Origin of the sequence: Pseudomonas sp. MSSRFD41 (genome assembly GCF_014230245.1) — a bacterium.
GTDB classification, from domain to species: domain Bacteria; phylum Pseudomonadota; class Gammaproteobacteria; order Pseudomonadales; family Pseudomonadaceae; genus Aquipseudomonas; species Aquipseudomonas piscis.
In genome coordinates, this window is the sequence record NZ_JACKZK010000011.1 from 1 (window position 1) to 23284 (window position 23284).

The 23284-nt window shown below is 60.6% G+C and carries 24 protein-coding genes and 2 tRNA genes; 14 read left to right on the top strand and 12 right to left on the bottom strand.

Annotation, left to right across the window (positions count from 1 at the left end):
- The first annotated feature begins 6 nt into the window (after positions 1 to 6).
- Both H7A76_RS17535 and mgtE read left to right on the top strand, forming a co-directional pair.
- Positions 7 to 83: transfer RNA gene (locus H7A76_RS17535), tRNA-Arg, on the top strand.
- A gap of 410 nt (positions 84 to 493) precedes the next feature.
- Entirely contained in the window at positions 494 to 1936 is a 1443-nt protein-coding gene (gene mgtE, locus H7A76_RS17540; RefSeq protein ID WP_124347012.1) for a magnesium transporter, read from the top strand.
- Between the two features lie 108 nt (positions 1937 to 2044).
- On the opposite strand, the gene H7A76_RS17545 is transcribed toward mgtE, so the two are convergent.
- Entirely contained in the window at positions 2045 to 2371 is a 327-nt protein-coding gene (locus H7A76_RS17545) for an Arc family DNA-binding protein (RefSeq protein WP_003178899.1), read from the bottom strand.
- A 378-nt stretch (positions 2372 to 2749) separates the two neighbouring features.
- Between H7A76_RS17545 and phnN the strand changes: the two genes are divergently transcribed.
- Positions 2750 to 3331 (top strand): phosphonate metabolism protein/1,5-bisphosphokinase (PRPP-forming) PhnN, encoded by a 582-nt coding sequence (phnN, locus tag H7A76_RS17550; protein ID WP_185699663.1) that lies wholly within the window; start codon positions 2750 to 2752, stop codon positions 3329 to 3331.
- Here the strand turns inward: phnN and H7A76_RS17555 are convergent.
- On the bottom strand, positions 3306 to 3485 hold the full coding sequence (locus H7A76_RS17555; protein ID WP_185699664.1) for a PA3371 family protein: 180 nt from the start codon (positions 3483 to 3485) through the stop codon (positions 3306 to 3308). The two genes, phnN and H7A76_RS17555, sit on opposite strands and share 26 nt — an antisense overlap.
- 13 nt (positions 3486 to 3498) lie before the next feature.
- A complete protein-coding gene (locus H7A76_RS17560) occupies positions 3499 to 3735 on the bottom strand; it encodes a hypothetical protein (RefSeq protein WP_185699665.1) in 237 nt (78 codons plus the stop codon).
- A 279-nt stretch (positions 3736 to 4014) separates the two neighbouring features.
- Here H7A76_RS17560 and H7A76_RS17565 point away from each other — a divergent pair.
- Positions 4015 to 4091: transfer RNA gene (locus tag H7A76_RS17565), tRNA-Arg, on the top strand.
- Positions 4092 to 4135: 44 nt separating this feature from the next.
- Here H7A76_RS17565 and H7A76_RS17570 read toward each other — a convergent pair.
- The 4 genes from H7A76_RS17570 to H7A76_RS17585 form a co-directional block, all read right to left on the bottom strand.
- Entirely contained in the window at positions 4136 to 4276 is a 141-nt protein-coding gene (locus H7A76_RS17570; protein WP_185699666.1) for a hypothetical protein, read from the bottom strand.
- A gap of 154 nt (positions 4277 to 4430) precedes the next feature.
- A complete protein-coding gene (locus H7A76_RS17575) occupies positions 4431 to 5093 on the bottom strand; it encodes a DUF1266 domain-containing protein (protein ID WP_185699667.1) in 663 nt (220 codons plus the stop codon).
- Positions 5087 to 6340: a hypothetical protein gene (locus tag H7A76_RS17580; RefSeq protein WP_185699668.1), complete on the bottom strand. Its 1254-nt coding sequence runs from the start codon at positions 6338 to 6340 to the stop codon at positions 5087 to 5089. Before H7A76_RS17580 ends, H7A76_RS17575 begins: the two co-directional genes overlap by 7 nt.
- On the bottom strand, positions 6331 to 8661 hold the full coding sequence (locus H7A76_RS17585; protein WP_185699669.1) for a hypothetical protein: 2331 nt from the start codon (positions 8659 to 8661) through the stop codon (positions 6331 to 6333). Before H7A76_RS17585 ends, H7A76_RS17580 begins: the two co-directional genes overlap by 10 nt.
- A gap of 528 nt (positions 8662 to 9189) precedes the next feature.
- On the opposite strand from H7A76_RS17585, the gene H7A76_RS17590 reads away from it, so the two are divergent.
- The gene (locus H7A76_RS17590; protein ID WP_185699670.1) at positions 9190 to 10794 is read left to right on the top strand and encodes a tetratricopeptide repeat-containing response regulator; all 1605 of its coding nucleotides are present in this window, start codon (positions 9190 to 9192) and stop codon (positions 10792 to 10794) included.
- Positions 10791 to 11480 carry a sensor histidine kinase gene (locus tag H7A76_RS17595; protein ID WP_185699671.1) on the top strand — a complete coding sequence of 230 codons (690 nt, stop codon included), beginning with the start codon at positions 10791 to 10793 and terminating at the stop codon, positions 11478 to 11480. The genes H7A76_RS17590 and H7A76_RS17595 overlap by 4 nt, the downstream gene beginning before the upstream one ends.
- On the opposite strand, the gene H7A76_RS17600 is transcribed toward H7A76_RS17595, so the two are convergent.
- Positions 11468 to 12406 carry a LysR family transcriptional regulator gene (locus H7A76_RS17600; protein WP_185699672.1) on the bottom strand — a complete coding sequence of 313 codons (939 nt, stop codon included), beginning with the start codon at positions 12404 to 12406 and terminating at the stop codon, positions 11468 to 11470. The two genes, H7A76_RS17595 and H7A76_RS17600, sit on opposite strands and share 13 nt — an antisense overlap.
- A gap of 320 nt (positions 12407 to 12726) precedes the next feature.
- Between H7A76_RS17600 and H7A76_RS17605 the strand changes: the two genes are divergently transcribed.
- Both H7A76_RS17605 and H7A76_RS17610 read left to right on the top strand, forming a co-directional pair.
- The gene (locus H7A76_RS17605; protein WP_185699673.1) at positions 12727 to 13968 is read left to right on the top strand and encodes a glutamine synthetase family protein; all 1242 of its coding nucleotides are present in this window, start codon (positions 12727 to 12729) and stop codon (positions 13966 to 13968) included.
- Positions 13969 to 14038: 70 nt separating this feature from the next.
- Entirely contained in the window at positions 14039 to 15409 is a 1371-nt protein-coding gene (locus H7A76_RS17610; protein WP_185699674.1) for an MFS transporter, read from the top strand.
- Between the two features lie 66 nt (positions 15410 to 15475).
- On the opposite strand, the gene H7A76_RS17615 is transcribed toward H7A76_RS17610, so the two are convergent.
- From H7A76_RS17615 to flgA, 4 genes are all read right to left on the bottom strand, one after another.
- Positions 15476 to 16222 (bottom strand): flagellar brake protein, encoded by a 747-nt coding sequence (locus H7A76_RS17615; protein WP_185699675.1) that lies wholly within the window; start codon positions 16220 to 16222, stop codon positions 15476 to 15478.
- Positions 16223 to 16318: 96 nt separating this feature from the next.
- The gene (locus H7A76_RS17620; protein WP_185699676.1) at positions 16319 to 16786 is read right to left on the bottom strand and encodes a flagella synthesis protein FlgN; all 468 of its coding nucleotides are present in this window, start codon (positions 16784 to 16786) and stop codon (positions 16319 to 16321) included.
- Between the two features lie 48 nt (positions 16787 to 16834).
- Positions 16835 to 17152 (bottom strand): flagellar biosynthesis anti-sigma factor FlgM, encoded by a 318-nt coding sequence (gene flgM, locus H7A76_RS17625; protein ID WP_185699677.1) that lies wholly within the window; start codon positions 17150 to 17152, stop codon positions 16835 to 16837.
- A gap of 151 nt (positions 17153 to 17303) precedes the next feature.
- Positions 17304 to 18065, bottom strand: a complete 762-nt coding sequence (gene flgA, locus H7A76_RS17630; protein WP_185699678.1) for a flagellar basal body P-ring formation chaperone FlgA — start codon at positions 18063 to 18065, stop codon at positions 17304 to 17306.
- A 75-nt stretch (positions 18066 to 18140) separates the two neighbouring features.
- Between flgA and H7A76_RS17635 the strand changes: the two genes are divergently transcribed.
- The 6 genes from H7A76_RS17635 to flgE all read left to right on the top strand — a co-directional run bounded on the left by H7A76_RS17635 (position 18141) and on the right by flgE (position 23160).
- Positions 18141 to 19073: a chemotaxis protein CheV gene (locus H7A76_RS17635; RefSeq protein ID WP_185699679.1), complete on the top strand. Its 933-nt coding sequence runs from the start codon at positions 18141 to 18143 to the stop codon at positions 19071 to 19073.
- Positions 19074 to 19116: 43 nt separating this feature from the next.
- Positions 19117 to 19944, top strand: a complete 828-nt coding sequence (gene cheR, locus H7A76_RS17640; RefSeq protein ID WP_185699680.1) for a protein-glutamate O-methyltransferase CheR — start codon at positions 19117 to 19119, stop codon at positions 19942 to 19944.
- 244 nt (positions 19945 to 20188) lie between these two features.
- Positions 20189 to 20596: a flagellar basal body rod protein FlgB gene (flgB, locus tag H7A76_RS17645; RefSeq protein ID WP_185699681.1), complete on the top strand. Its 408-nt coding sequence runs from the start codon at positions 20189 to 20191 to the stop codon at positions 20594 to 20596.
- A gap of 3 nt (positions 20597 to 20599) precedes the next feature.
- Positions 20600 to 21043, top strand: coding sequence for a flagellar basal body rod protein FlgC (gene flgC / locus H7A76_RS17650; RefSeq protein WP_152898674.1), 444 nt, complete (start codon positions 20600 to 20602; stop codon positions 21041 to 21043).
- A gap of 15 nt (positions 21044 to 21058) precedes the next feature.
- Positions 21059 to 21787 carry a flagellar hook assembly protein FlgD gene (gene flgD / locus H7A76_RS17655; RefSeq protein ID WP_185699682.1) on the top strand — a complete coding sequence of 243 codons (729 nt, stop codon included), beginning with the start codon at positions 21059 to 21061 and terminating at the stop codon, positions 21785 to 21787.
- Positions 21788 to 21816: 29 nt separating this feature from the next.
- The gene (flgE, locus tag H7A76_RS17660; protein ID WP_185699683.1) at positions 21817 to 23160 is read left to right on the top strand and encodes a flagellar hook protein FlgE; all 1344 of its coding nucleotides are present in this window, start codon (positions 21817 to 21819) and stop codon (positions 23158 to 23160) included.
- Positions 23161 to 23284 lie beyond the last annotated feature (124 nt).

The following is a 23284-nucleotide window of genomic DNA, read 5'->3' on the forward strand; positions in this document are numbered from 1 at the left end:
ACAAATGCACTCGTAGCTCAGCTGGATAGAGTACTCGGCTACGAACCGAGCGGTCACAGGTTCGAATCCTGTCGAGTGCACCATATATCAGAAGGCCCGTATCGCAAGATACGGGCTTTTTGTTTTTGCAGCTTTATCTTTTCTCTTGCCTGTGCGTTCGGAACGGCTTGTCTTCTCGGTAGTCGAATATCCTGCTTGGCGGCATGTCGGCGGACTTTTTTCTCCATCCGTGTGTTTTCTTTTTCTGCCAAGGCGTCGCAGTCCCATAGATTCGGGCGCTGCTCAGGTTTATGTCGCAAGCGCTTGTTCTTGCCGCGATTTTTTAACGTTTAAAACCGCCAGGCGGTGTATGATTGCGCCCGTCAGCCCCGCCGGGGCTTGTGGAATATCTCCATGGACTTACCCAGTAGTTACTCAGTATCTCGTTTTCACAATCATGAACTGACTGATTGATCCTTCCGGCGTGCTCCTCTGCTGGGAGTGGAGTTCGCCTATGACCGAAGTAGAAGTAAAGAAAACGCAGGAAAGCCTGCAGGATCGCCTGGCTCAAGTCGTTGAGCTGCTGCAGCGCCAGCGGGTGGTCGAAGACCTGACGCACCGTCAGGAAGGCCATCACCATGACCGGGTGGAAAACCTGGTCCATCGGCAAAATCTCGTCGAGTTGCAGCGCAAGCTCGATGACCTGCACTCTGCCGACGTCGCTTACATTCTCGAAGCCTTGCCCCTGGAAGAGCGCCTGACCGTCTGGCAGTTGGTCAAGGCCGAGCGTGATGGCGACATCCTCCTCGAAGTATCCGACTCCGTACGTGAAACCCTGATCGCCGATATGGACGATCATGAACTCCTGGCTGCGGCCAAGGAGATGGACGCTGACGAACTTGCTGACTTGGCTCCCGAGCTGCCGCGAGACGTCGTCCATGAGCTGATGGAGGCCCTCGATGGCCAGCAGCGTGAGCGTGTCCGCTCCGCGTTGTCCTATGACGAGGAGCAAGTCGGTGCCCTTATGGACTTCGAGATGGTGACCATCCGCGAGGATGTCAGCCTTGAAGTGGTCCTGCGTTACCTGCGTCGCCTGAAGGAGCTGCCTGGCCATACCGACAAGCTGTTCGTGGTCGACTACGACGGCGTGCTCAAGGGGGTCCTGCCGATCAAGCGGCTCCTGGTCAATGACCCGGAAAAGCAGGTTGCGGAGGTCATGGCCAGCGATCCGGTGAGCTTTCACCCGGATGAAGATGCCTACGATGCAGCCCAGGCCTTCGAACGTTATGACTTGATTTCGGCCCCGGTGGTCGACAAGAACGACAAGCTGATCGGCCGTTTGACCATCGATGAAATGGTCGACCTGATTCGTGAGGAGAGCGAGAGCGAAGTCCTCAGCATGGCCGGTCTGCGTGAAGAGGAAGATATCTTCGCCTCGGTCTGGAAATCCTTGCGCAACCGTTGGGCCTGGCTGGCTATCAACCTGATCACGGCATTCCTGGCCTCGCGGGTGATCGGTTTGTTCGAAGGCTCCATCGAGAAGCTGGTGGCACTGGCAGCATTGATGCCCATCGTGGCAGGTATCGGTGGCAACTCGGGGAACCAGACCATCACCATGATCGTCCGGGCGATGGCCCTGGACCAGGTCAGTACTGGTAACACCTCGCGCCTGATGCGCAAGGAGCTGGCGGTAGCCTTGATCAACGGCCTGATCTGGGGCGGGGTGATCGGTGCAGTGGCCTACATGCTGTACGGTAGTTGGTCGCTGGGAGTGGTCATGACAGCGGCAATGACCCTGAACTTATTGCTTGCGGCCCTGATGGGGGTGCTGATCCCCATGACCCTGGCGCGTCTGGGGCGAGATCCAGCCATGGGAGCCAGCGTGATGATCACTGCGATGACCGACAGCGGTGGTTTTTTCATCTTTCTCGGCCTGGCGACGATCTTCCTGCTCTGAATCCTTGGCTATCAATTTCCCGACGAAGCGCCCCCGATGGCGCTTCGTTGCTTTCAGTCAGGCAAAAAAAAGCCAGCGGCTAGGCTGGCTCTAGCTTTCAGGGCAAAATCAGCTGGCGTCTGCGGCCATTTCTGCGTCATGTGCAATCAGCGAAACCAGGGCGTTTTGCTGGCGATGTGAAAGTTGGCGGAAACGTTGAAGCAGCTCGCGTTCATGCAAGGACAGTTCTGGGCTGTCCAGGCGCATGCTCAGCTCTTCACCCAAGGCACCTTCCTGAATAAGACTCTGCTCCAGGCGTGCGATGATTTCGGAGTTCATGCTGCGATGATGGTTGCGAGCCACCTCGGCAATGCGTTCACGCATCCCGTCGGGCAGACGTACGACGAACTTGTCAGCCGTACGGCTGGAATAAATTGCCTGTTTCAATGGGCGCATATATTTAACCGGTTAGTTCAGGGGAGCGGTTCTCGGAATTGGCCGCGGGCTGTTTTTTAGGACAAGCCTGATTGCCAAATGTTCAACCTGAATTGTTAAGAGGCCCGCATCATGCCTCAAAATTGCCAGATCATTGGCGTCAATTCTGTGACAAATATTGGACTGGATAAAGGCGTTATGCCAGCACCAATTATCAGAAATGCGGACTGGTTTGAAAAGATCGCTGATCCGCATTGTTGGCCGCAATCTCTCGCCCGGCGGGAGTGGCAGTGCACTAGCGAAGGTGCATGCGCTGCGGATGGGTCTGGTGATCCCTACCTATTGAAGGATAGTGGCAAATGGCCGATTTTCTAGTTGCCCCGAGCGGACCTCGCACTCATGTCGGGTAGACTCATTTACCTCATGGGCCCCTCGGGGGCCGGCAAGGACAGCCTGATCGATGCCGCCAGGCAACCACTGGCAGAGGTGGGCTGCGAAGTGGCGAGGCGGGTCATCACCCGTTCTACCGAGTCGGTGGGCGAGAGCGCCGAGGAAGTCAGCGCCGAGGAGTTCGAGCGCCGTGTGGCCTCGGGAGCATTCGCCTTGTCCTGGCGAGCGAATGGCCTGGGTTATGGCATTTCGCTGCAAATCGACCAGTGGTTGAATCAGGGGCGACATGTGTTGGTCAACGGCTCCCGAGGTTATCTGCCGCAGGCTCGGGTGCGCTATGGCGACCTGCTGCCCATTGTGCTTACCGTGGATACCCAGGTGTTGCGCCAGCGGTTGCTGCTGCGGGGACGGGAAGGTGCGGTGGAGATCGAGAACCGCTTGAGGCGCAACGAGTTGTTCGTCAATGAGGTATGGCTCGACGAGGGGCAGGTGGTGCGCCTGGACAACTCACAAGAATTGTCGTCCACCGTCCAGCATCTATTGGAGATATTGCGTCAGCATGGGATCAGCGCAGGACTGGGTCGAACTTGATCTTGCGCCCGGCAATCAGGGCCAACAGCAACAGGCTGGAGAACACGCCGCAGGCTGCCAGGCATATCCAGCTGAAGGCGCCTTCGGGTAAAGCCATGGCCGCCATGGCGCTGAGCATTACCAGGACAAGCAGGCTTTTGGCTGCGGTGGACATGAATATCTCCTGATCAGAATACCCAGCGCTCGCTCAGTAGCTCCGCCGGTGGTTGCGGGGCCTCTCCGGTAGCGGTCTGGGTCATGGTCCCGGGCAGGGCCTGGGTATTGAGGACGGCCAGTTGTGCGCTCAGGCCCTGGCTGTGATGGTTGACGCTAGGCCCACCGGTGACGCTGTCCTGCGGTAGAAAGTGAAAAGCCACCAGCACGGCAATGGCTGTCGCATTCAAGAGAAACAGGACGCTGTTCATGGGCATCATCTCCGCAGTGTTTATCCATGGATAAAGCAGGCTGCGTGCCAACAGTGTATATGTCATTAAATCCTTTAAAAACAACTGGTTGGCTTTTGTTTTTCGGATGTGTGAGTTGCATTTTGCAATGATGGCTTTTTGCATTGATGCAATTTGCACGATCCCCGCTATCCAGGCCTGTGGCTCCCTGTAAAAACCCCTACCGATGACATGACAAATACGGCGCCGGCCGTTAACATGCACGCCGTCCTTTGTGCCGTATCGGGCACTTACCTCCGGGTCTCAGTAGCTCAATTGGATAGAGCATCCCCCTCCTAAGGGGAAGGTTGGCAGTTCGAACCTGCCCTGGGACACCATATCTCCCTTCTTTATCGTTTCTCCGCCGGTTTCGGTCGATGTATCACGAGCCAGGCATCTTTTTATGTGCCATGCCGTGCATCAACACCATGGCGATCAGTTGCATGAGTCCCCAGAAGCGTTCGTCCGGCAGGTTCGGGCTGGCTTGAGTCAAGGTCGTGATTAGAAGTGTTGCGTGATACATGTACGTGTCCTCCATTTCTTGCGGGCATGAAAAAGCCCCAGGACACTCAGCGTGCCTGGGGCCGTTCGGCGCTTGATTATCTATAGTGCAACTTAAACCTGCGGGTTCTATGTCTCACGTGTGAGACTGCCAACAGTGAGGGTTCTCCCGGCCTTCACTCGGTTACCGGGCTGAATGCCGGCAAACCCTGCCACGCTACTTTGGCCCAGGCGCCGTCCTCTGGTGCGAGCAATTGCTTGAGGCTGTCCTCGTTGAAGGTACTTCCCAGGGCGTCCGCCCTGAAAGCGGCCACCCATTGCCGGCGCCCCAGCATGAAGGCCTGGCCGAAGTCTTCCCAGCTGTCGAAGCAATCCTGGGCCCGCTGGGCGTTGAGCAACATGATGCGCCAGCCGCTATCGGCCTCCAGCCAGCCCATCAGCGTTGCGCACCGGGCGAAGAATGCGCTGCGCACGCAGGCGAAGGCGACGGCGGCTCGTGGATCGTCGCTGGCGTTCAGGCTATGCAGGTCGATACGAAACCACTGGCGCTCCAGGGTGGAGTTCAGGTGGTTGCGCACTTCATCGTCGCTGGCATTGCTGCGAAAGCCGATCTGGTGGAGCAGCGGAGCCCTGAGGGTGTCCCTGGCCTGATCGGCGAAGTAGGTGGTCTCGGGATCGAAGAACCCGGTCATGCCTGTGGCATCCACCATGGGTTGCGCCAGCGTCAGGGCCCAGCGCTTGCGTGGGGTGAAGACCACCAGGGAGGTGGGGCTGGAGCGGCGGCGTAGGTAACCCCAGACCACCCAGGCGCCGAATAGGAAGCCAATGACGGTCAGCATGCTTTGCCTCGCTGCCTGTTGGCTTGCCAGCTGCAGATGGACTCGGCCTGGGCCGGGGACATGTCTTTCCATGGCACGCCTTCGGTGCGATACAACGGGTCCTCCAGGCGGGGCTGCGGCCAAGGGCTTTTCTTGTAGACATGCCGGATGGCGTAGCGGACGGCCGGGGCATCGGGTTCGTTTTCCAGCAACAAGTCGCACTGGCGGGCTGCCACCAGCCACTGGACCATGGGCGATGGCGAGTCCAGTCGCGAGAACAGCTGTGGGTAACGCGATACCAGGCGTGTCTGGGCCTCGGGCTCACTGACTTCTGCGATGTGCAGCCAGCCGGTTTCGGTACGCACGACACCGATGGCGATGCAGTCGTCCGGCGTCTGTTGGTCGGTACCTAGGGTATTGAGGAACAGCAGCAGGTCATGGAAGTAGCGCTCGACGGGTGGGCGGTTCTGCTTGCCCTTGACCTGTTCCACGGTCAGCGCGCCGCTGCCCTGGACAATCAGGCTGACCGTGATGTGGGGCTGGCCCTGGGCATCGCGCAGGCTGAAGACCCGCATGGCCTGTTGTTCCACGGCCTCGGCGTAGCGCTCGCCATAGCCGCCGGTCAAGGCCCGGCGGTTGGCGAATTGCCCCAGGCAATGGCGCATCACATAGCTTTCAAACGCCATCTCGGCTCGCAGCAGCGGGCTGTCGCTGCGCATTTCCACCCAGGTGTGCTCGGCACAGGTCACCGTGACTTGCAAGGCATCGGCCGAACTCTGGCGCCAGCCCTGGTCGACCCGGGCCGCCATTTGCGCATGTTCCTTCTCCCACAGCGCCAGGGCCTGGGGGCAGTTGATGCGGTCGAGCTTGCCCTCCAGGGCCGTGCCCTTGCGTGACACCAGGAACTCCACCAGCCGGGCCTCTTGGGCCAACAGCTGGGGTTGCGCCGGGTCGATCCACACCAGGGGGGCCGCACTGGCGCAGGCGTCAGCCTCCTGGGCCTTGGCGGCACTGAAGTATCCGGCTACCCAGGCCGGTAGCCCGGTGCTACCCAATACCTGGGCGGCGTCATCCAGGTCGTGGATGCGTCGTGCCGGTTCGAAGTTGCCAGCCAGGTGCCGGTAGAAGTGGTTGAGCAGCCAGCTTTGCACGGCAGCTTCGTCTTTCCGGGCCTGGCTGCGTTGCTTGATGCCACGCTTGATTTCATCGGCATTGAGCAGGTTGCGTGCGGCATAGCTGGAGCTGCGTTTGTCGGCGGCTACTTCCATAGCTGCCACCAGCTCTTCTTGGCGGCAGGGGCGGCAGGCGCCTGCAGTTCGGCCATGATCGACTCGATCCGGGTGCGGCATTGCACGTCGTAGTCTTTGCTCGGATCGCAAAGGGCCAGGGTCCGGGTGCAGTACTCGAGGGCTTCTTCGGTGCGTCCACGGGCCTTGAAGTAGTCCACCGAACAGGACATCACCGACACTTCGTTCATTTCCAGCACGCAGGGCTCATAGCGCTGCCACAGGCTGTCGGCGTTGTCCGGATGGGTAGGGGCCAGGTAACGCGCCAGCTTGATCCGGTCGAACAGCGCCGAGGAGTCCAACTGCTGGTCGCTGATCTCCTGGGCGGCCTGCCAGTTGAGCAGGCGTTCCAGCCAGATGAGGATTTCACTGTCGCGGTCCAGCGAGTACAGGGCATAGGCCACCGGGACGATGTAGTCCTCCGGATTGTGACGGCCGTAGCCGTAGTCCATCGAGAAATGCCACAGCTGCTCCGCGGCTTCGGCGATGCCCGGGTAGTCGTCCATGGCGATACGGGCGCTGAGCACGCCGTTGAAGTGCTCGGCGAAGGCACTGGCGGCAATGCCCCGCTGGTGCAGGTCGATGGCATCGGCGTAGCGCTGTTGCTCGTTGTAGCAGCGGTAGTTGATCGCCAGGTTGTTGCAGAGCATCGAGTACAGGTGGGCGCAGGCGTCGAACGGGTGGCCACTGCCGGTGGCGAAGTAGCGCTCCATATGAGCCTGCCCTTGCTCGTAGGCGTCTTTCTGGGCATGGCGCAGCAGCGAGTAGGCTTCGTCGCGAGCCTCGCTTGGCAGTTTGTCGGCCTCTGGTTCCGCCAATTCCTCCAGGGTCAGGGCGTAGTTGTAGGCGTGAATGCCGCTGGCCAGTTGTGGCCGGTACTGCTTCAGCGCCTCGATGATGCCCAGCTTGCGCACTTGGGCGACGAACAGCGCATAGGCACTACGGTTGTCGTGCAGGCGACCGGCCTCGATGGCTTGTTGCAGCAGCTCGACCTCGGTGGCTGCGTCGATCAGATTGCGGTCGGCGTCGTGCACCGCGGCCAGGCGCTTGATCCAGGGTTGCTCGGGATTGCGCCGCAGGGCTTCGTCCCGGGCTTCGGCGAACAACCGGTCGAGCTGCTCGAGGTCGTCCACCGCGGCATACAGGGCGGCCAGCAGCGGCGTGCTCGCCGGTTCCTCGGGGGGGATTGGCGGCAGTGCCTCGAGGAATATTTGCAACAGCTCGCTGGTGACACAGGCGCGCATGATGCAGATCGGCCACCAGGCGTTGCGGTCTTCCGGGTCCTTGAGGCGCTCGAGAACCAGGCGCGCCACTGGCGGCCACATTTCCGATTGGCGGTCGTAGATATCCAGGAACGCCCGGTGGCCAGCCTCCTCCGTGCGTCCGGCTTCCTGCAGCCAGGGCAGTTCATACTCGATGAAGTTGTTGCCACCGCCACTGTCCAGGCTCATCGCCGCGACATGACAGATCTTCAGGGCGCCGTTCAGGTCGCCCTGGGCATGCAGGGAGCGGGCCGCCAGGCGTGCGATGTGCACGTCCCACTCGCGACGCTGGGGTTGCGACAGGCCGGCCGTGAGCTGGGCGATCGGCTGCTCGAACAGGGCCAGGCGCAGCGGGATGATTTCGATCAGCGAGTTGCCCAGCCACAGCCAGTCACCTTCGTCGATGTCCTGTTCGGGGCTGGCGTTGCGGATGACGTTGATCGCGTCCAGTGCGGCGGCGCGGGCTTGCTCGTCACGCTCGTGGCGCGCCAGTGCCAGGGCGCGGCGCCGATGCCGGTCGGCGTCGTCCCAGGCCCGCAGGGTGGCGCGTTCGGGGTTGATCAGGGCCAGGGCGTAGCGCACTTCGATGGTCTTGAGCGCGACGTCGATACTGCCCATTTCCAACTGGTCGAAGATCCGGTAGCGCCGGTAGTACTCGACATCGAAGTCCAGGGTCTGGGTGGCCATCTGGTTGAGTTTTTCCAGCACCTGCAGCAGAACCGGCTCGTCATCCAGGTAGTTGGCGACTTGCAGGCGCAAGATATCCAGGTTGATCTGCAGCTCGTCCCGTGCCGCTTCACTTGAGGCTTGCAGCAGGGCGTCGCCGTCGCGATCGATGACGGCCCGGGCGGCAACCGAGTCGCCGGCCTGCATCCACAGGGTGTGCAGGCGAGCGATGGAGCCCAGGGAGTCGGCGAATAGAGGCTGTGCTTGCAACTGGGCCAGCAGGGTATCGGTGTCCTGCTCTTGTTGTTGCGCTTCGAGGCGGTCCATGAACTGTTCCAGTTCAATACCGGTAATCACACTGCTGTCCTGCGCCATCGTTAACTCCATTGGATAATGCTGTATGCATCCATCGATGCATCGGCTGGCAGAGCGACGTGTCTATGTCGCTGACGCCCTCCTCGGGTGCCTACCGACTTTTCGGCGCCTGGCCTGCAAAATCCGGTTGCTTGCCGCTGCGGAGCGGTGTGTCGCAGGCCGAGTGGTGCACAGGCGAGAGCGATCGATGCTTCGAGGCGCGCACGCTAGCAGGTGAAGTTGCAGAATCCAAGATTTCCCGGGCCTTCCAAGACCATTTTCCGAAGGTTTTTACCGGTGTGGGGCAAATCGCGACAAAGACAGGCCAAGCCACAATAAATGCTGTCGAGCGTCTATAAGGGAATGCTCGAACCGGCCGATAACCTGCAATGGACAATTGTGTTCCCAAGCGGCGACCTGCATCACAGGCTAGCCGCAAAGTGCTTGATAGCCTTCAGCCAGCCGCTATTATCTGCGCGCCGAGGGGCTGTGAAGCCGGGTGGGCCCTGGCGTCTTTGGATTGATCTTCTTATTTGCCTGGAATCTTCGATGCTGGCGTACCACCAAAAGAGCTTTTTGATCGTCGATGATTTCTCGGACTACCGCAGTTCGGTGCGTTCGATGTTGCGTGAGCTGGGCGTCAAGGACGTGGACACTGCCGACTCTGGCGAGCAGGCCCTGCGCATGTGCGCGCAGAAGCGCTATGACTTCATCTTGCAGGACTACCACCTGGGTGACGGCAAGAAAAACGGCCAGCAAGTGCTCGAGGACCTGATGATGGAAAAGCTCATCAGCCATGAAAGCGTGTTCCTCATGGTGACCGCCGAAAGCAGCCAGGCCATGGTGCTCAGCGCCCTGGAGCACGAGCCCGATGCCTACCTGACCAAACCGTTCAATCGCTCCGGCCTGGCCCAGCGCCTGGAGCGCCTGCAGCAACGCAAGACCTTGCTCAAGCCGATCCTCCAGGCGTTGGACCGGGGCAAACCGGTGGAAGTGCTCAACGCCTGTGTCACCCTGTGCAAGCAGGATCCGCGTTATGCGCCGCTGTGCCTGCGCTACCGGGCCGATGCCCTGCGCGACATGAACCAGAACGAACCCCTGGAGCGCTTGTACAACAGCATCCTGGCCGATCGGCCACTGCCCTGGGCCTATGTCGGGTTGGGGCGCCTGCTGTTCAAGCGCGGCCAGGTCACCGAGGCCAAGGCGGTCTATGAGAAGGCCTTGAAGGCTTTCCCGATGATGCCGGGCCTGTATGACGGCCTGGCCGATGTGCTGGTGGCCGAAGGCGATACCAAGCGTGCCCAGAGCGTGCTGGAGGAAGCGGTGCGCTTGTCGCCGCTGGCTCCCCGGCGCCAGGCGCTGCTGGGCAAGCTGGCCATGGCCAACGAAGACTTCGACAGCGCCTCCAGGGCTTATCGCCAGGCGGTGAACCAGGGCGCGCAATCGCGCTTCAAGGATCCGGAAAGCAATCTGGGCCTGGCCCATGCGTTGATCAGCAAGGGCAGCGAGCGCGGGCTCGACACCCGTACCCGGCTGGAGATCAACCAGACGCTGAGCGCCGTAGCCAAGGAAAATCCGGCCGATCCCGGCTTGCAGATCCGCGCGCGGCTGATGAAGGCCACCAGCCTGTTGCTCAACGATGCCGAGACGGCCGACAAGCTCACCGAGCAGGCCTTGCAGCGGCTCGAAGGCATGGAGCAGTTCATGAGCCCCGAGGCGGCGCTGCTGGTGGCCAAGCAATTGCAGATGCTGGGGCAGGCCAGTGCCGGCGCCTCGATGCTCAAGAACTGCGCGGAAATCTACGGCGATGACCCGAAAGTCATGCAGGGCATCGCCAAGCTCACCGATGACCCGACTATCCTCAGTTCTTCCAATGCGGCAGCGGACATCAACCGCCAGGGCGTGCGCAGCTACAAGGCCGGCAACCTGGCCGAGGCCCGGGAACTGTTCCGCAAGGCCCTGGCCATGCAGCCCAAGAACATCAGTATTGCCCTGAACATGGCGCAGTCGCTGCTGCATGGTGCCGATGCCAACCCGGATGCGGCGCTCCTGGAGGAATGCCAGGCGTGCCTGAAGACGGTCGGCATGATGCCCGATACCGACGCGCGTTATCCGCGCTACCAGAAGCTGCGAAGCAAGGCGTTTGGCGAATGATCGAAAAGCAACAGGCGCTCGACTTTTCCACGGTGATCGCCTCCACCGTACATGACATGAAGAACTCCCTGGCCATGCTGATGCAGGCCCATGCCCAGTGGCTGGCCCGCCTGCCGGAAGGGCAGTTGCCTGCCGAGCAGGGGGTGATCGACTACGAGTTCGCGCACCTCAACGGCATGCTGGTGCAGCTGTTGGGGCTGTACAAGCTGGGAGTCAACCAGTTGCCGTTGCAGCCGGCCTACCACGAATTGGACGACTTCATCGAAGCGCAACTGGTGAGCCACCAGGAAGTGTTCAAGAGCCGTGGGATCTCCGCCACCTATGAAGTCGATCCGCTGAGCCCTCTGGGTTTCTTCGATCGTGAGCTGATCGCCTCGGTGCTGGCCAACTGCATCAACAACGCCATCCGCCATGCCCGCCATGCCCTGCTGATCAGTGTCAGCGACGAGGAAGGCCAGGTGGTGCTGTCGATCAATGACGATGGCGACGGTTATCCCCAGGCGATGATCGAACGCCAGGCCGATTATATGCAGGGCATCAACCAGAGCAGCGGCAGCACTGGGCTGGGTTTGTATTTCGCCGGGCGTATCGCTGAGCTGCACCAGCGCAATGGCGTCTGTGGGCATACTCGGATCAGCAACGGTGGCCCATTGGGTGGTGGCCTGTTCAAGATCTACCTGCCCTGAGCGACGGTCGGCGCGGGGTCGGTCGGCTGCCGTGCCGCCAGTTCCAGGCATTGCAGGAGCGTGGCCAGGGCATTCCCGGGTTCCTGGCCCTGGCGGGTGATGCAGTGGAAGCGTGAACGGTAGCCCAGGCGCTGGGGGAGCAGGGCGCGCAGTTGCCCCTTGGCGATCCAGCCAGCGGCATAGTGACTGGGCAGGTAGCCCAGGTAGGTGGTGGAGAAGATCAGGGTGGCGATGGCTTCCATGCTATAGGCGCTGACCACCTGGTTGAAATGCAGGTCGTGGGGCCGCTGGTGCTCGGCCATGTAGCCCCGACCGACATAGTCGGCGGCACAGATCCGCTCCAGGCTCAATTCCTCTTCGCGCAGGGCGAACAGCGGGTGCCCGGCGGCGCAATACAGGTGCTGTTCTTCGTCGAACAGATGCCGGTAGTTCAAGCCTGACAACTCATGGTGGAATGCGCCGATGGCCAGGTGCAGGCGATCGTCCAGCACGGCCTGCTCCAGTTCGTCGGGGCGCATCAGGTGCAGGTTCGGCCGTACCTGGGGCAGGCGCTGGCGCAGATGCTTCAGGGCCAGGGGCAGGGGCGCGCCGGGCAGGCTGACCAGGCTGTCGACGCTGCCGATCTGCAAATGTTCGCGGGCGTTGGGACCCAGCCGGTTGGCATGCTGGCGAAAGCGCTCGATGTCGGCGAACAGTCCTTGCGCGGCCTCGAACAGTTCCAGGCCCTGGTCGGTCAGCTGGAAGCCGCTGCTGCCGCGCCGACACAGGGAATAACCCAGGCGTTCCTCAAGGTCACGAACCACTACGCTCAGTCGCGACAGGCTGGTGTTGAGACGGGCCTGGGCCGCCGTGAAGCCCCCGGCGTCGACGATGGCGCAGAACACCCGCAACATCCGCAGATCGATATCGCCAAGATTTCCCAGCATGAGGGGCCTCCGCAGGCCTGCTTCAGGTCACCGGCCGAGCCTACTGCATCGATCTGGCGAGTGCAGGCCCAGGCGCGCAGGAGGGTCGTGGATGCGCAGGAGTTGGCGGGAACGGGCATGTCCGGGAATTTGTTCTGCCGTGCTTGAAATCCCGAACGGGTGGTGCGTATTTTGTACGGGTCGCCGTTCGCGGCTCGTATAACAACAAGGATTGAGTCATGACAACCGATGGCCACAGTTCACTCGCCGAGCGATTGACGGGCATTGATGAAATCGAATGTGTTACTGCGGATTTGAATGGCGTACCGCGGGGCAAGGTAATGACCGCCGAGGGATTCCTCGAAGGGCGGCGCCTGCAGATGGCTCGCGGGGTGCTGCTGCAATGCATCATGGGCGGATACCCGCCAGCGCGTTTCTATGGCAGCGATGACGGCGACCTGGCCCTCACCGCCGACCCGCGGCAGATTCATCGGTTGCCCTGGAGCGAGACTCCGCGAGCGCTGGCCATCTGTGACGCCGACGAACTCAGCGGCGAGTCCTCGCGCCTGTCGACTCGCGGCCAGCTCAAGCAGGTAATTGCCCGTTATGCGGCCCTGGGGCTGGCGCCGGTGGTGGCCACCGAGCTGGAGTTCTTCGTGTTCGCGCCCAACGATGATCCCGGCCAGCCCTTTCGCCCCCCGGTCGGCAAGGACGGTCGCCGGGAAGACGGCTACTCGGCCTTCAGCATCAGTTCCAACAACGGCCTGCGACCTTTCTTCAAGGAAGTCTACGAGTGCATGGCGGCCCTGGGCCTGCCTCGCGATACCTTCATGCACGAGATGGGCGTCAGCCAATTCGAGATCAACCTGTTGCATGGCGATCCGCTGCTGCTGGCGGACCAGACCTTCCTGTTCAAGCACCTGCTCAAGGAAGTGGCGCTCAAGCATGGCCTGATCGTGGTCTGCATGGCCAAGCCGCTGGCCCATACCCCGGGCAGTTCCATGCACATCCATCAGAGCCTGGTGGAGATTGGTAGCGGGCGTAACGTTTTCAGTGACGAGTCCGGACAACCCACGGCACTGTTCCACCACTTCATCGGTGGTCTGCAGGCCGGGATGGCGGATTTCACAGCACTGTTCGCGCCCAATGTGAACTCCTACCAGCGCCTGTGCCATCCCTACGCTTCGCCGAACAATGCCTGCTGGTCCCACGACAATCGCGCTGCGGGGCTGCGAATTCCCGCCAGTTCGCCGGCGGCGCGGCGGGTCGAGAACCGTTTGCCGGGGGCGGATGCCAACCCCTACCTGGCCATTGCCGCCAGCCTGGCAGCAGGTTTGCATGGTATCGAGAACGAGCTGGCGCCAACGGCTGCCATCCAGGGTGAGTTCGAAGTGCCGGATAACCTGTCCCTGCCTTGTACCTTGCATGCGGCGCTGGAGCGCCTCAAGCGCAGCCAGTTGGCCAGGGAACTGTTCGGCAGCGAGTTCATCGAAGGCTACATCGCTTCGAAGACCATGGAGTTGACCAGCTTCTTCGATGAAATCACTCCCTGGGAACGGCGTGTACTAGCGGCCCAGGCTTAACCAACCGTCGCTGGCCGGGCCCTCGTCCCGAGGGTCCGGAATCTCATTCAAGGAGCCGCCCGGAACGCCGATGCGCCAGATCTGGAAATCTTTTCGCGCGCTGTATTTCGCCTCGCTGATGATGTTGATCGGCTCGGGCCTGCTCAGTACCTACCTGGCCTTGCGCCTGGCGGCCGACCAGGTCGACGGCCTGTGGGTCGGGGCGCTCATGGCGGCCAACTACTTCGGCCTGGTCCTGGGGGGCAAGCTGGGGCACCGGCTGATCGCCAGGGTCGGGCATATTCGTGCCTATGCCACCTGTGCCGGCATCGTCGGCGCGGCGGTGCTCGGCCATGGGCTGGTGAACTGGCTGCCGGCCTGGCTGGTGCTGCGGATGATCGTCGGCCTGGGGATGATGTGCCAGTACATGGTCATCGAAAGCTGGCTCAACGAGCAGGCCGATGCCAAGCAGCGTGGCGTGGTCTTCAGCGGCTACATGATCGCCTCTTACCTGGGGCTGGTCCTTGGGCAGTTGATCCTGGTCCTGCATCCGGCCCTGGGGCCGGAACTGTTGATGCTGGTGGCGCTGTGCTTCGCGCTGTGCCTGGTACCGGTGGCGATGACCCGGCGTATCCACCCGGCGCCCCTGCGGCCGGCACCGATGGAGCCGCGCTTCTTCATCAAGCGGGTGCCACAGTCCCTGAGCACGGTGCTGGGGTCGGGGCTGATCGTCGGTTCGTTTTATGGCCTGGCACCGCTCTATGCCTCGCAACAGGGCCTGAGCACCGAGCAGGTGGGCCTGTTCATGGGGAGCTGCATCTTTGCCGGCCTGGTCGTGCAATGGCCCCTGGGCTGGCTGTCCGATCGCTTCGACCGGGCCCTGCTGATTCGCTGCTTCGCCCTGTTCCTGGCGGTGATGGCCTTGCCGCTGGCGATCTTGCCCACGGTGCCTCTGGAGGTGCTGTTCATCCTGGGGTTCTTCTGTTCGCTGATGCAGTTCTGCCTTTATCCGCTGGCCGTGGCGTTTTCCAACGACCACGTCGAGGGCGATCGGCGGGTGTCGCTGACGGCGATGTTGCTGGTTACCTACGGCGTGGGGGCGAGCATCGGGCCGTTGGCGGCCGGCGTGCTGATGAAGCTGTTCGGCAGCCAGATGCTCTACGCCTTCTTCTGCTTCTTTGCCGTGGTGCTGGTCTGGCGGATCCGACCGAAGGCCGTGACCAACCTGCACCAGGTCGACGATGCACCGCTGCATCACGTGGCGATGCCGGACAGCATGTCCAGTTCGCCTTTGGTGGCGGCCCTCGACCCGCGGGTGGACGAGCAGGTGGTGCAGGATCAGATGCAGGTCGCTCCTGCGACGGATACCATGCCGCCGGTGTCGCCTGAATCCGGGGTAGGCGAGGATGCCTCGGCTGGGGGAAGGCATGGCAAGGAATCCCTGGTCGACGCCAGGCCTTAGTGCTCGAGATGAAAAAAACGGGCAGTTGCCGCAAGGCACTGCCCGTTTTTCATGGATCTTCGGCGATCACATATCGTCTTTGTCGAAGCGTCGTGCTTCACGCTGTAGTTGATAGACGAAACGCTCCACCTGACGTTGCACCAGGCCGCTCATGTTGTGGAAGCGTACGCCGGCAAAAGTGGTATCGATCTTTTCTTCGTAGTGCAGGTAACGCAGTTCCACCGGTGCGGTCATGCTGCCGAAGGGCAGGGCGGCGATGAAACGCTCATAGACCTGGCCCAGCTGCAGGCGGGCGGAGACCTCACCGTCGAAGCGCAGTTTGCAACCGGTGGCGGAGATGTCCAGCAGCTTGCCGGTCAGGGGCGACTTGAGCTTTTCCCCGCCCAGCTCGATATCCACCAGTTGTGCCAGCTTCAGGGCGGCGCGAAAGGCATTACGGCGTTGGTGGTAGACCACTTCGTCCGGCAGGGTGGTGCGGTAGCAGCGGCCGCCAGCGGATTCGTCGAGGGTCGGCAAGCCATTGCTTTCCCAGGCGATGCGTACGCCTTCATGGAAGCCTTCGACGCGGAATGGTTCGCCGGCGAGCATGAAGCGTTCGCCGTCGCGGGGAATCATTTCGTCGAGCGCGAGCAGGTTGCTGTCACGGTCCACTTCCACGACATAGCTCTGGAAGCGCTGGCTGCGCTCATGGAAAGTGATGATCAGCGGATCGTGGCTTTCTTGCAGCAAACGCAGGTTGGAGGAAATCTCCAACGCAGTGGTGAGCACCTTGGGTGGCTGCGGAGCATCTTCCGCGTTTGATGCTGTGAACACGGTTCATCAATCTCCAGACAAAATACAACTACACGCAGGAGCTAGCATTTTGCCAGCATGTTTCGCGGCTTGGTAGCACGCGCTCATTTTTGCGGCCTAAGCCTGACTGAGTGGGCGTTGCTTCGCAAGCATCGAGGTGGAGCCGCGGGCGTCGTAGAGGGCTGGAGGTTCGCCGCCATTGAGAATTTTCAGCTGGTTGGCGGTGGTGGCCTGCTGGATCTGGATCGAGCGGCCGTTGAGCTCGTTGGTGGCCTGGCACTCGGCCAGGAGTTGGATCAGCAAGTCGCCCTGCTCGAGCAATTGCGCGCCCACGCTGGAATGGCTGGCCAGTTGTGCAAGGCCTTCGCGACTGGCTGGCAGGCCAAGGCTGTCCAGGAGTTGGGTGCGAGTACGGCCATGCTGTTCCAGCAAGACGATCAGGGCCTGTTTCTGCGCCAGGATCTCCTCCAGCAGCGGCATGTCGCGGCCGTGCAGGGCTATGGATTCAGCCCGCAGCAGCTCCAGCAATTGTTGAGCTGGAGCAAGGTCATCGGTGATCAGTTGCAGCAGGTGGGTATCGTGCATGGCTGGCCTTGGGGATTAAGCGTCCAAAAGCCTGGCGCGAGCCTGTGGCTAGCGCTGGGCTTCGAAATTAAGCAGTTTGCTGGCTACGCGGTTGCTATCGACCTGGTAGCTGCCATCGGCGATGGCTTGTTTCAATGCTGCCACTCGGGTTTTGTCGGCAACAGGCTGGTCGCGCAGCTTGTCAGTGATTCGTTGCAACTGTTGAGCCTCATTGCTGAGGTGTACCGATTCCCCGCTTTTGCTGGACTCGGTCGCGCTGATCTGCGGCACGGGCTTGCCGGCATCACCGGTTTCCTTGCTGGCGCTGGTGCGCGTACTGCCTGTCAGCGGGGAGGAACTGTTCAAACGGCTGAAATCGATGACCATGATGAGTAAAACCTCTGGGTATTTGGACGCTTGCCATGTTCTCGGCCATGCCCTGGAAAACTTTAGGCTCAATTGTCGACAAGCCAAGGCAGGTATCTGCGACCCATTGTCGGTCACAGTTTAGGGAACGGGCAGGATGAGCGCCAGTGACCTACATGGCTACCTCCACCTGACCCGGCGCGGTGACGCGGGCCTTGATCACTCGTTGCGAATTCAGGTTCTTGACCCTGATCTGCTCGCTCATGCCGCCATTGGACAAGGCTTCGCCGGGCATTCGTACGTTCAAGGAGCCGCTGCGAGCGGTGATCACCACCTGGTCGCCTTTGCGCACTACCTCGGCTTGCTCCAGGTGAACCAGGGTGACGATCTGGTCGGCGACCATTGGTCGGACAAGTTTCTGACCAATGGCCTGGTCCACCGAAGTCAGGTAGCCCTGGACGTTCTGGCTGATATCCCTTTCGCGTAGCACCACATCTCCCGGTTCTATGATGGATGCTCGCCTGAGAGGGCGGGCGCTGGTCACCACTTCGCGGAACAGCTTGACCTGCGCCGGCACGAAAACCGACCACGGTGAACTGCCTTCGCAACGGACCTTGACCGTCACACGCCCCAGGGGCTGGGCTGGACTTTCCAGGCTGGCTGTCAATTCCTTGTCGCAGGCAGGCATGTGCATCCGTGGATCCAGCTGCTTGACCTCGATTTCATAGCGTCCTTCGGTTTGACTGGTTGCCAGGTAGTCTTCTACCGTGAATTCAAGAAACCCTTGAGTGACGCCGATAAGTAGATCAGGCAGGGTGACCGAATCAGCAACGGCAGGGCCGCCAGGGTTTAAAATGCACAGCATCGCAAGGGCGCAGAGCACTCTGCGGCCAAGTGATGTGAGGCGTCGAAAAAATGTCGTTTTGGCGTTCATAACAGTTGAAAAGCAAGCGCCGTGCCGTTTAGCAATGAGCGTGCGTCGGATCTTAAAGCTTTGGGGAGTCTGGGCATGGCTGGTGTAATGGATTCGGTAAACCAGCGCACGCAATTGGTTGGGCAGAATCGCCTGGAGTTGCTGCTGTTCCGTCTGGACGGCGAGCAACTCTACGGGATCAACGTATTCAAGGTTCGTGAGGTGCTGCAATGCCCGAAGCTGACCTTGATGCCCAAATCCAGTCCTGTGGTGTGCGGTGTCGCGAATATTCGAGGGGCGACCATTCCAATTCTGGATTTGGCAATGGCCACTGGGTCTGGCGGGTTGCAGGATCAGAGCAGTCCGTTCGTCATCATCACTGAGTACAACACCAAGACTCAGGGATTCCTGGTGCGCTCGGTGGAACGCATCGTCAACATGAACTGGGAAGAGATCCATCCGCCGCCCAAGGGTACCGGGCGTGATCACTACCTCACGGCAGTGACCCGGGTGGATAACCAGCTGGTCGAAATCATCGACGTGGAAAAGATACTGGCGGAAGTCGCGCCAACCTCTGAGTCGATCTCGGCAGGCGTGGTGGATATCGAGACCCAGCACAAGGCCATTTCCCTGCGGGTGCTGACCGTCGACGATTCGTCGGTGGCGCGCAAGCAGGTCACTCGCTGCCTGCAGACAGTGGGCGTGGAAGTGGTGGCTTTGAACGACGGTCGGCAGGCGCTGGACTACCTGCGCAAGCTGGTCGATGAAGGCAAGAAGCCGGAAGAGGAATTCCTCATGATGATTTCCGACATCGAGATGCCTGAAATGGACGGCTACACCCTCACGGCCGAGATACGTAACGATCCACGCATGCAAAAGCTGCATATCATCCTGCATACTTCGTTGTCAGGTGTGTTCAATCAGGCGATGGTGAAGAAGGTCGGTGCCGATGACTTCCTCGCCAAGTTCCGCCCTGATGACCTGGCTTCCCGGGTAGTCGACCGGATCAAAGCAGCAGACCACAGCTGAGGGCAGCGGCCCTTGGTGGACCTAGATTTAAGAGGCGGCAGCATTGTCTACGGGTAATTTGGATTTTGAACAGTTCCGGGTCTTCCTGGAAAAAGCCTGTGGTATTTTGCTCGGGGAAAACAAGCAATATCTGGTCTCGAGCCGTCTCAACAAACTGATGGAGCAGCAAGGTATAAAAACCTTGGGCGAGCTGGTTCAGCGTATCCAGACCCAGCCACGTGGCGGTTTGCGCGAGATGGTAGTGGATGCCATGACGACCAACGAGACCTTGTGGTTCCGCGACACCTACCCATTCGAGGTGTTGAAGAACAAGGTGCTTCCCGAGGCGATCAGGGCCAATCCCAACCAGCGCTTGCGGATCTGGTCCGCGGCTTGTTCTTCGGGGCAGGAGCCTTACTCGTTGTCGATGTCCATCGACGAGTTCGAGCGCAGCAACATGGGCCAGTTGAAGATGGGGGCGCAGATCGTCGCCACTGATCTGTCCGGGACCATGCTCAATAATTGCAAGACCGGCGAATACGATAGCCTGGCCATTGGTCGTGGGCTGTCGGCCGATCGCTTGCAGCGTTACTTCGACCCCAAGGGGCCGGGGCGCTGGGTGGTCAAGGCGCCGATCAAGAACCGCGTTGAGTTTCGCTCGTTCAACCTGCTGGACAGCTATGCCAGCCTGGGCAAGTTCGACATCGTGTTCTGTCGCAACGTCCTGATCTACTTCTCGGCGGAAGTGAAGAAGGACATCCTGATGCGTATCCACAGTACCCTGAAACCGGGCGGTTACCTGTTCCTGGGGGCGTCCGAGGCGCTAAACGGTTTGCCGGATCATTACCAGATGGTCCAGTGCAACCCGGGGATCATCTACCAGGCCAAATAACCTGGGCTGATCACTACGACAAAGGAGGCCTTCGGGCCTCCTTTTTCATGTCCGTCATTTCATGCCGCGACGGCAGGACGATTGCCGCTTTGCCGGCGCTTCGCGGAAAGCCATTGCCGCTTTTCTGGCATTTGTTACCTTGCCTTTACTGTGAAGACCTTGATTTACGGGGTTTTTATTGGTTGGCACGAGGATTGCTTTGTTCGTGTCAACGAAAAATCAGGTCACCCAAAGGTTTCCCGACATGAGCATCAGCTTCGATAAAGCGCTCGGTATCCATGAACAGGCCCTCGGCTTTCGCGCCAAACGGGCCGAAGTACTGGCCAACAACATCACCAACGCCGATACCCCGAACTACAAGGCTCGGGACCTGGACTTTTCCGCCGTGCTCGCCGAGCAGAACGAAAAGGTCAACAGGGGGACGTTCGGCCTGAATCTGACCAATAACCGACACATCGAAGCGCAAGGTGTGAGCGCTGGCGACGAATCGTTGCAATATCGCACTCCGATGCAGCCTTCGATCGACCAGAACACCGTGGACGCCCAGCTCGAGCAATCGAACTATGCGCAGAACGCGGTGGAATTCCAGGCCAGCTTCACGCTGCTCAATAGCAAATTCAAAGGGCTGGTCGCGGCCCTGCGCGGAGAGTAATCCATGTCCCTTGCCAGTGTTTTCAATATTGCCGGTAGTGGCATGAGCGCCCAGACCACTCGTCTGAACACCGTTGCCAGTAACATTGCCAACGCCGAGAGCGTGTCGTCGAGCATCGACCAGACTTACCGTGCTCGCCATCCGGTGTTTGCCACCATGTTCCAGAACGCACAGGGCGGTGATCGTGGCTCGTTGTTCCAGAACCAGGATGCCGCCGGCCAGGGTGTACAGGTGCTGGGCGTGGTCGAAGACCAGAGCAACCTCGAAGCGCGCTACGAGCCCAATCATCCAGCCGCCGATGCCAAGGGTTATGTCTACTACCCCAACGTCAACGTGGTGGAGGAGATGGCCGACATGATTTCCGCCAGTCGTTCGTTCCAGACCAACGCTGAAATGATGAATACCGCCAAAACCATGATGCAGAAGGTCCTGACCCTCGGTCAGTGATAAGGGGCGAATCCGATGAGCGTTACTGATACCACTGCGGCCCCATCCCTCAAGGATGTGCTGGCTAATTCGTCGAAAAAGACCACGACCACCAGCGCTGATGGCCTTGCGGCGGCGACCAACAGCGCCACGGGCAAGCAGTCCCTGGGCAAGGATGCATTCCTCAAGCTGCTGGTGACCCAGCTGAATAACCAGAACCCGCTGGATCCCCAGGACAACAGTGCGTTCGTGGCCCAGTTGGCCCAGTTCTCGACCCTGGAAGGGATCACCACGCTCAATACGTCGGTGAACGCCATCACGGGTAACTACAAATCGTCCCAGGCCCTGCAGGCTTCGTCCCTGGTTGGACGCTCGGTGATCGTCCAGAGCGGCACCACCCAGGTCGATACCAGCAAGAGCATGACGGGATCGGTGACCGTTCCGACCAGCGTGAGCTCGGTCACCGTGGCCATCACCGACAAGGACGGCAACACCGTCAAGACCATCGACATGGGCAGCCAGAAGGCTGGCAACGCCAGCTTCGTCTGGGACGGCACCAAGGCCGACGGCACCAAGGCTGCGCCCGGCAACTACACCTTCAAGGCCAGTACCACCATCGATGGCAAGGGTACTTCCCTGATCACTTACCTGCCGGCCACGGTCAACAGTGTCACCATCAGCCAGACCGGCGGTGAGCTGATGCTGAACCTGGCAGGCATGAGCAGTCCGATCGGCCTGTCCAAAGTACAAACTATTGGTATCTAGAGCCGACTAACCGGCACAAGGAGCGGAATATGTCTTTCAACATCGGCCTTAGCGGTCTCTACGCTGCCAACAAGCAATTGGACGTGACCGGCAACAACATCGCCAACGTCGCCACCACCGGCTTCAAGTCTTCCCGTGCCGAGTTCGCCGACGTGTACTCGGCCACCAAGCTGGGCAGCGGCACCCAGGTGGTGGGCAATGGCGTGCGCCTGGCCAATGTGTCCCAGCAGTTCACCAATGGCGATATCAACAACACCGGCAACGTGCTGGACATGGGCATCCAGGGCCAAGGTTTCTTCGTGCTGAACAACAATGGCTCGCTGAGCTATACCCGCGCCGGTGCCTTCAAGACCGACAAGCAAGGCTACATCACCACCAGCGACGGCACTGCCCGCCTGCAAGGTTATGCCGTGGATGCCAACGGCAAGATCGTCAATGGCGTGTTGACCGACCTGCGGATCGATGTGTCGAACCTTCCACCCAAGCCGACCGATTCGATTTCCTCGACCATCAACCTGAACTCCAGCGCCGATCCGATCAACGTCAACCCGACGGCTCCGGCCCCGGCGTATGTGTTCGATCCGACCAAAAGCGAAACCTATACCAAGCAGTTCAGCACCCCGGTGTATGACTCCCAGGGCAACAAGCACGTCCTGGATCAGTACATGATCAAGACGTCCAATCCCAACGAGTGGCAGACCTATACCCTGATCGATGGCCGCAACCCCGATGGCATGCCTTTCACCATGGCCAACCAGGCGCCGATCACCATCAAGTTCGACTCCTCCGGCAAGCTCCAGTCCCTGACGCCGCCAGCCGCGCCGGCCACCAGCCCGTTCACGGTAAGTGGCAACAGTATCGTCATGGGCAGCTGGACGCCGGGCAACGTGGTCAATGGCAACTTCACCCCCAACGGTTCGGTGGCAGCGGCAGGCGGGGTGAAGATCGACATGACCAAGACCGGTTCGGTATTGGGTGATACCGCTCGCTCGGTGCCTATGCAGAACGGCTACTCCACTGGCCAGATCACCAACCTGACCATCGACGGCAGCGGCGTGATGCTGGCCAACTTCAGCAACGAGCAGACCAAGCCGATCGGCCAGATCTCCCTGGCCAGTTTCACCAACGAGCAAGGCTTGCAGCCGATCGGCGGCACCCAGTGGAAAGAAACCTACGCCTCGGGTATCCCGGGTTATGACGCACCGAGGACGGGCACCTTGGGCTCGATCCAATCCAACGCCCTGGAAGAGTCCAACGTCAACCTGACCAACGAGCTGGTGAACCTGATCAAGGCCCAGAGCAACTACCAGGCGAACGCCAAGACCATCTCCACCCAGAGCACTATCATGCAGACCATCATCCAGATGACCTGATGCCACTCTGGCGTGTTGGACAAGAAGCCCCTCTCTGAGGGGCTTTTTTATGCCTGTTCGCCGCTGACTGGTCGGGTGGCCTGGGGTGGCCCGTCGGAGTGCTGGCGCGCGTCAGGCAGGGGCA